The following is a 248-nucleotide window of genomic DNA, read 5'->3' as shown; positions in this document are numbered from 1 at the left end:
GGACTTCCCCACGATTGGCGAGCGCTCCGATAACAGCGTAAGCTCACGTGAGGAGGACAGTGATGGCGAAGGCGCGACGGACGTTCACCCCCGAGTTCAAGGTACAGGCGGTCAAGCTCGTCACCGAGCAGGGCAGGAGTATCGCTGAGGTCGCACGCGACCTCGGCCTGGGAGAGAGCCTGCTGCGGAGTTGGAAGACGGCGCTGGCCGCGGGCGGCGCTCAGGCCTTCCCCGGCAACGGCAACCCA

At 66.5% G+C, this 248-nt stretch carries 1 protein-coding gene; it reads left to right on the top strand.

The genetic code is table 11. The features are described 5' to 3' along the window. Nucleotides 1-62 precede the first annotated feature (62 nt). Nucleotides 63-248 (top strand): transposase (locus tag G6O68_RS32255; RefSeq protein WP_165253872.1); only part of this gene is annotated, 186 nt, incomplete at its 3' end.

The organism is Paludisphaera soli (genome assembly GCF_011064595.1).
Lineage (GTDB): Bacteria > Planctomycetota > Planctomycetia > Isosphaerales > Isosphaeraceae > Paludisphaera > Paludisphaera soli.
This window is presented reverse-complemented; position numbering and strand designations above follow the sequence as displayed.